General features: G+C 65.3%; 6 protein-coding genes and 1 pseudogene. 1 reads left to right on the top strand and 6 read right to left on the bottom strand.

Annotation, left to right across the window (positions count from 1 at the left end):
- Positions 1 to 702 (top strand): hypothetical protein (locus WAW85_RS13000; protein ID WP_422560025.1); only part of this gene is annotated, 702 nt, incomplete at its 5' end.
- Between the two features lie 66 nt (positions 703 to 768).
- Here WAW85_RS13000 and ahcY read toward each other — a convergent pair.
- The 6 genes and pseudogenes from ahcY to WAW85_RS12970 all read right to left on the bottom strand — a co-directional run.
- Positions 769 to 2274, bottom strand: coding sequence for an adenosylhomocysteinase (gene ahcY / locus WAW85_RS12995; protein ID WP_422560024.1), 1506 nt, complete (start codon positions 2272 to 2274; stop codon positions 769 to 771).
- Between the two features lie 115 nt (positions 2275 to 2389).
- Positions 2390 to 4045, bottom strand: coding sequence for an amino acid permease (locus tag WAW85_RS12990; RefSeq protein WP_422560023.1), 1656 nt, complete (start codon positions 4043 to 4045; stop codon positions 2390 to 2392).
- A gap of 90 nt (positions 4046 to 4135) precedes the next feature.
- Positions 4136 to 4324 carry a MetS family NSS transporter small subunit gene (locus WAW85_RS12985; RefSeq protein ID WP_422560022.1) on the bottom strand — a complete coding sequence of 63 codons (189 nt, stop codon included), beginning with the start codon at positions 4322 to 4324 and terminating at the stop codon, positions 4136 to 4138.
- A pseudogene (locus WAW85_RS12980) lies at positions 4321 to 5793 on the bottom strand (sodium-dependent transporter); the annotation flags it as partial. The gene WAW85_RS12985 and the pseudogene WAW85_RS12980, both read right to left, overlap by 4 nt.
- 3 nt (positions 5794 to 5796) lie before the next feature.
- On the bottom strand, positions 5797 to 6735 hold the full coding sequence (locus WAW85_RS12975; protein WP_422560021.1) for a cation diffusion facilitator family transporter: 939 nt from the start codon (positions 6733 to 6735) through the stop codon (positions 5797 to 5799).
- Positions 6736 to 6882: 147 nt separating this feature from the next.
- The coding region (locus WAW85_RS12970) for a WXG100 family type VII secretion target (protein WP_422560020.1) at positions 6883 to 7106 on the bottom strand (224 nt) is incomplete at its 5' end.

The following is a 7106-nucleotide window of genomic DNA, read 5'->3' as shown; positions in this document are numbered from 1 at the left end:
GACGACACCTCCGTCCTGCATTTCGGCAGCGGTCCGATCCACATCGTCATCGGGCGAGGACGCACCGTGAAGCCGCGGCGCGGCATCACGGTGCATCGTCGCGCGGGATTTTCGTCGGCTGTCGACTGGAGTCAGTCCCCGCCCAGGCTCAGGGCCGAAGAGGCTGCGCTCGACGTCGCCGACGCTGCGCCGACCGACCACGAAGCGATCGCCGTCTTGTCCGATGCGGTCGGCAGCCGTCGCACCACCGTCGATCTCTTGCGGGCAACGGTGAAGTCACGCAAACGAATGCAGCGCCGCACCCTCGTCACTTCGGTGCTCGACGACATCGCCAACGGGACTTGTTCCGTCCTCGAACACGCGTTCTTGACCGACGTCGAGCTGGCGCACGGCTTGCCGACACCGGAGCGTCAAGCCCCCACGACGGTGGGGCGCAAAGGATTTCGCGACACCGAGTACATCAGGTACGGCGTCATCGTGGAGCTCGACGGCGTTCTCGGCCATACCGACCGCACGTCACGCGACCGAGACCTCGAGCGCGACCTCGACGCCGCCGTCGGCACGAACCGGATCACCGTCCGCCTCGGCTCCGGGCAGGTCCTCAAACGCCCGTGCACGACGGCCCGCAAGCTCGCCGTACTCTTCCAGACTCGCGGCTGGCCGGGTACCTTCCAGCGCTGCGCCAACTGCCACAGATACTAGTGATGCCCGTTTGACGTGCCAGACACGTCAAACGGGCATCACTATGAGGCGATCAGCGCGAAGCGCTCAGTAGCGGTAGTGCTCAGGCTTGTACGGCCCTTCGACGTCGACGCCGATGTACTCGGCCTGTTCCTTGCTCAGCTTCGTCAACGAGCCGCCGAGGGCTTCGACGTGGATGCGCGCGACCTTCTCGTCGAGGTGCTTGGGCAGGCGGTAGACCTCGTTGTCGTACTCGTCGTTCTTGGTCCACAGCTCGATCTGCGCGATGACCTGGTTGGAGAAGCTGTTGCTCATCACGAACGACGGGTGGCCGGTGGCGTTGCCCAGGTTCAGCAGGCGGCCCTCGGAGAGCACGATGATGCAATGCCCGTCGGGGAACACCCACTGGTCGACCTGCGGCTTAATGTTGATGCGGGTCATCCCATCGGCGGTTTCGAGGCCGGCCATGTCGATCTCGTTGTCGAAGTGCCCGATGTTGCCCAGGATGGCCTGGTTCTTCATCTGCTGCATGTGTTCGAAGGTGATGATGCCCAGGTTGCCGGTCGAAGTGATGACGAGGTCGGCGTCGGCGATCGCCTCGTCGACGGTGACGACGTCGAAGCCGTCCATCAGCGCCTGCAGGGCGTTGATCGGGTCGATTTCGGTGACCTGAACGCGGGCACCTTGACCGGCGAGCGCCTCGGCGCAGCCCTTGCCGACATCGCCGTAGCCGCAGACGAGGGCCTTCTTGCCGCCGATCAGGACATCGGTGCCGCGATTGATGCCGTCGAGCAGCGAATGACGGGTGCCGTACTTGTTGTCAAACTTGCTCTTGGTGACCGAATCGTTGACGTTGATCGCCGGGAAGTCGAGCTCGTCGTTGGCCGCGAACTGGTACAGCCGCAGCACGCCGGTGGTGGTTTCTTCGGTGACACCCTGGACCGACTCGGCGATGGTGGTCCACTTGTTCGCATCGGCGGCCATCGAGGCACGCAGCAATTCCAGGAAGACCTTGTACTCGGCGGGGTGGTCGTCCTCGGTGGGCGGCACGACGCCGGCCTTCTCGAACTCGGCGCCGCGCAGCACCAGCATGGTGGCGTCACCACCGTCGTCGAGAATCATGTTCGCGGGGCCGTCGGCGACATTGACCCCGCTCGCGGCGTTCCCGGCGGTCGGCCAGGTGAGCATCTGCTCGGCGGCCCACCAGTATTCCTCCAGCGTCTCGCCCTTCCAAGCAAAGACCGGGACGCCCGCAGGCTCCTCGGGAGTGCCGTACGGACCGAGGACGACGGCCGCGGCGGCCTCGTCGTGGGTGGAGAAGATGTTGCACGACGCCCAGCGCACCTGCGCGCCGAGCGCGACCAGCGTCTCAATCAGCACAGCGGTCTGCACGGTCATGTGCAGCGAACCGGAGATGCGCGCACCCTTGAGCGGCGCCACGTCGGCGTATTCACGACGCAGTTCCATCAGGCCGGGCATCTCGTGCTCGGCGAGCCGGATCTCCTTGCGGCCGTACTCAGCAAGCGACAGATCGGCGACCTTGAAGTCGATTCCGTTCGCGACGTCGGCGGTCATGGTGGACGCGGTGGTCATTCAGTACCTCTCGAAGTGTTCCCCTGGGCGCGCGTGCGCCGGGATGATGTTCGCTCACCAGGCTAGCGTGCGCCCTGCTCGGGGAGCCGTTCGCCCGCCAGGTCATCCGGGTTCACTATCGCGGCGCCTGCGGGTCCGCTACGTCGGCGTCGCCCCGATCCTCCGGCTCGTCGACGACCCGGTCTTGCAGCGGAGCCACCTCCGGGACCTGTGTCACTTCCGGCCCGGCCAGATCGCCGGCGTCAAGCAGGGGTGGCATTTCGCCGCGTTCCCGCATTCCCAGGACCGAGTGCGACATGCCGTAGGCCACGTAGACAACCAATCCGATCACCATCCACAGCACGAAACGGACCCACGTCAGCGCCGCCAGGTTGAGCATCAACCAGATGCAGGCGGCCACCGCCAGGATCGGCACCACCGGCACCCACGGCACCCGGAAGCCGCGGGGCAGATCGGGCCGCGTCTTACGCAGCACGATGACGCCGATCGACACCAGCACGAAGGCGAACAGGGTGCCAATGTTGACCATCTCTTCCAGTTCGCCCATCGGCAGGAAGGCCGCGAGGAATCCAGAAACGCATCCGACCAGCACCGTGATGCGCACCGGGGTGCCACGGTTGCCGGTCTTGGCCAGGCTGCGCGGGAACAGTCCGTCACGGGCCATCGCGAAACCGACGCGCGCCTGGCCGAGCAGCATCACCATGACCACGGTGGTGAGTCCGGAGAGCGCGCCGATCACAATGATCCACTGCGCCCAGGTGATGCCGTGCAGGCCGAAAGCGGTAGCCAACGTCGCCGAGTCGCCCTTGAGTTCGGTGTAGTTCACCATGCCGGTCAGCACCAGCGTCACCCCCACATAGAGCACGGTGACAATGGCCAGCGAACCGAGGATGCCGCGCGGCAGATCCCGCTGCGGATTGCGCACTTCCTCGGCGGTGGTCGCCACAACGTCGAAGCCGATGAACGCGAAGAATACCAGTGACGCCGCCGCAAGCAGTCCGTACCAACCGTAGGTCGAGCCGCCGGAGCCCGTCATCAACGAAAAGAGCGTCTGGTGCAGCCCGGAGGCGGCACCGGCGGTGTCCGCTGCCTCCGATTCCGGGATGAACGGCGAGTAGTTCTCCGGCGAGATGTAGAAGGCGCCGACCACGATCACCAGCAGGACCACCGAGACCTTGATCGCGGTAATCACCAGCGACACGATCGAGGACAGCTTGGTGCCCAGCGAGAGCAGGAGCGTCAGCACGGCGATCAGGGTGACCGCGCCCCAATCGAACCCACCGAACGCTCCGCTCGGATCACCCCAGGCGATGACCGTGTAGGAGGTCTGTGACGCGTCCGCACCGGTGATCAGACACAGGAACTGATTCAGGTAATGCGACCAGCCCTTGGCCACCACCGAAGCGGCGAGCGCGAATTCCAGGATCAGATCCCAGCCGATGATCCACGCAACGAATTCACCGAAGGTGGCATACGAGAAGGTGTAGGCACTGCCCGCCACCGGCACGGTGGAAGCGAATTCGGCGTAGCACAGGGCGGCGAGGGCACAGGCGATGGCGGCGAGGACGAAGGCGAGCGTCACAGACGGCCCCGCGACATTGCCCGCGGTCCGCGCGGTCAGCGTGAAGATACCGGCACCGACGACCACCGCGACACCGAAGACGGTGAGATCCCACCAAGTCAAGTCTTTCCGGAGTTTGGAATCCGGCTCATCGGTGTCCCTAATGGACTGCTCGACCGATTTCACCCGCAAGAACGGATTCGTACTCATTCGGCGCCTCCTCAGTGTCCACTCGCCGATCCGACGCGGCGTTCAGGACGCGTTCACGTTAGCGGACTACAGGGCCGCTTCGGGGGTAAGTCACGTGTCCCGGGTCGGATGCGGCTGCTGCTCGCGACGTTCGTCCGATTCCACCGTTTCGTCGGCCAGGGGCGGCAGGGTTGCCTCGTCTACCTCCGGGCGGGCGCGAATGAAGGCGATACTCACGCTCAAGCCGCCCCAGAGGATGAGGGCGGACACCAGGAGGAGTCCGATCGCAGGCCCGGTCATCGTTTCTGTCCTTCCAGGAACTCCACCGGGGGCCAGGCTCGGAACGACTCCTGGTCGCGGCCCTTCCAGCTGACGGCAGTGCCGATCGCAGCGCCTACGACGGCCAGCCCGACCGTGCCCCAGCCGAGGACGTTGACATACCAATCCGGGTAACCCTCGTAGCCGTTGCGGATCACGTCAGCCACCTTCTGCACCAGCATGACGGTGAGGAACACCGGTCCCACCACGCCGATCAGCGGCACCCACCAGGGTCCGAGCTGGAACGTGGAGATGGCGTTCAAGTGGGCGCGCAGCAGACCGCTGGTGCGGGCGAGCCAGACCACGATGACGCACATCATGATGGCCGAGACCACGACACCGATGTTGTTGGCGAACATGTCGACGGTGTCCAGGGCGATCAGGCCGGTGGTAGTGGAGAACAGCCCGAACGACACGATCGCACAGGTGACACCCACGACGACGGCGGCGGCTCGCTGCGACAGCCCGAACTTTTCCTGCACTGCGACTGAGACGCCGACGACGAGCGAGACCAGGGAGGTGAATCCGGCGATCACCAGCGAACCGAAGAAGAGGGCACCGAAGACCGGGCTGCCGGGCATCTCGGAGATCACCGCGGGGAAGGTGACAAAGGAGGGGATCGGCCCGGTGAGTCCCTCCAATGCGTCGACCGTCACCTGCTGCTGATGGGCGAGGAAGCCCAATGCGGAGAACACGCCGATCCCGGCCAGCAACTCGAACGAGGAGTTGGCGAAGCCCACCACCAGACCGGAGCTGGTCATATTCGCCCGGCGCGGCTGGAACGACGCGTAGGCGATCATGATGCCGAAGGCGATGGACATGGAGAAGAAGATCTGGCTGTAGGCCGCGATCCACACGTTCAGATTGGTGAGTTCGCTCCAGTTAGGGGTGAAGAGCGCGTTCAGTCCCTCTGTGGCACCCGGCAGGGTCACCGCGCGGATCACCAGGGCGCCGAAGCCCAGCACCAGGAGCGGGATACCGATGACGTTGACTTTCTCCACGCCGCCGGCGATGCCCAGCGCCAGCACGACGATGATCGCGACCCATACCAGGGCCAGCGGCCAGGCGACTCCGGCGACGAGTTCACCCGAGACCCCGGGCTCGCCGACCTTCAGGTAATCCTTGAGGAAGAAGCTTTGGGTGTCGGTGCCCCATTTGTTGCCGAAGGAGAAGTAGAAGTAGCTCATCGCCCAGGCGATCACCGCCTCGTAGTACACGGAGATGACGAACAGCAGCATGGTCTGGAACCAGCCGAGAATCTCGGCTTTCTTCCACATCCGGCGTAGCGCCAGGGGCGCGGAGCCGCGGAATCGTTGCCCGATCGCGTAGTCGAGGAACAGAATCGGCAGGCCCGCGGTCAGTAACGCGATCAGGTACGGGATCAGAAAGGCGCCGCCGCCACTTTCGTACGCGACTCCAGGGAAGCGCCAGATGTTACCGAGCCCGACGGCCGGTCATGCGGGGGAATCTACCCTGTCCGCACCACGATCGATGTCCGGTTCGAGGTATATGACCTGGGTCTGCGGGACTGCCGCACGCACGCGCGCTTCGGCGGCGTCGATGGCCGCAGCGACCTCCAGGGCGGTAGCGCCCGGAGCGATCGCGATCTTGGCGGCAAGCATCAACTCGTCCGGACCGAGGTACTGCGTCTTCATATGGATGATCCGGTCGACGCCGCCGCCGGGGAGCGCGGCCTTCAGGGCGGCCTCCTCGTCAACCGTCGCACCCTCGCCGATCAGCAGACTCTTCATCTCGATCATCAGCAGCACGGCGATCAGGCCGAGCAGCACGCCGATGCACAGGGTCCCAATGCCGTCCCAGACGGCGTCACCGGTGGCCATGGTGAGCCCCACCCCGCCGAGGGCCAGCACCAGACCGATCAGGGCGCCGGCGTCCTCGAGTAGCACGACCGGCAGTTCCGGGGTGCGCGAGTTGCGGATGAAACTCCACCACGAGGCGTCTCCCTTGAGCGGCCGCGATTCTTTCTGGGCAGTGTAGAAGCTGTAGCTCTCCAGGACGATCGCCACCAACAGGATCACGACGGCCACCATCGGCGATTCCAGCCCGTGGTCGTGGGAGTGCGCGATCTTCTGGACGCCTTCGTAGAGCGCGAAGAGCGAGCCGAGCGAGAAGATCACCAGAGCGACGACGAACGAGTAAAAGTACCGCGATCGTCCGTACCCGAACGGGTGGAGTTGGTCGGCATCCTTGGCGGCCCGCTTCTGCCCGAGCAGCAGCAGGCCTTGGTTGGAGGTGTCGGCCACCGAGTGGACCCCCTCGGCCAGCATCGACGACGATCCGGTGATCGCGAAGCCGACGAACTTCGCTACAGCGATGCCCGCATTGGCACCCAACGCGGCGATGATCGCCTTCTTCGAGCCTTCTACCGACATCCAGTACTCCCTGTTTCTTCGGTGCTGTCCCAGCGGCGCATGCCGTTGCGTTGTCAGGGTAGTGCGCCGCGCACGGCCCGGGGGTGGCGGACCGGCCGACGCCGTCCGCCACCCCCGGGCGCAAAACGCGCACAATGCGCCAACCAGTCAGGTCGTGAAGGATCGGCCGACGCGCTGGTCGGTTTCGGCCATCCGGTTGCTGGCATTGGCCACCCCGGTGCCCAGCCCGTTCAGGCGGAGCCGAGCGTCGGAGAACAGCCGGTCCCACTGAAACTGCGCCTGGTGATACGCCGCCGCGCCACCGGAATCCCAGTGGGCAGCGATCGCCCCCACTTGCCGTTTGAGCTGACCGGACAGTTCCTCGAGCCGCC

It is taken from the genome of Gordonia sp. (in: high G+C Gram-positive bacteria) (assembly GCF_049299075.1).
Lineage (GTDB): Bacteria > Actinomycetota > Actinomycetes > Mycobacteriales > Mycobacteriaceae > Gordonia.
This window is presented reverse-complemented; position numbering and strand designations above follow the sequence as displayed.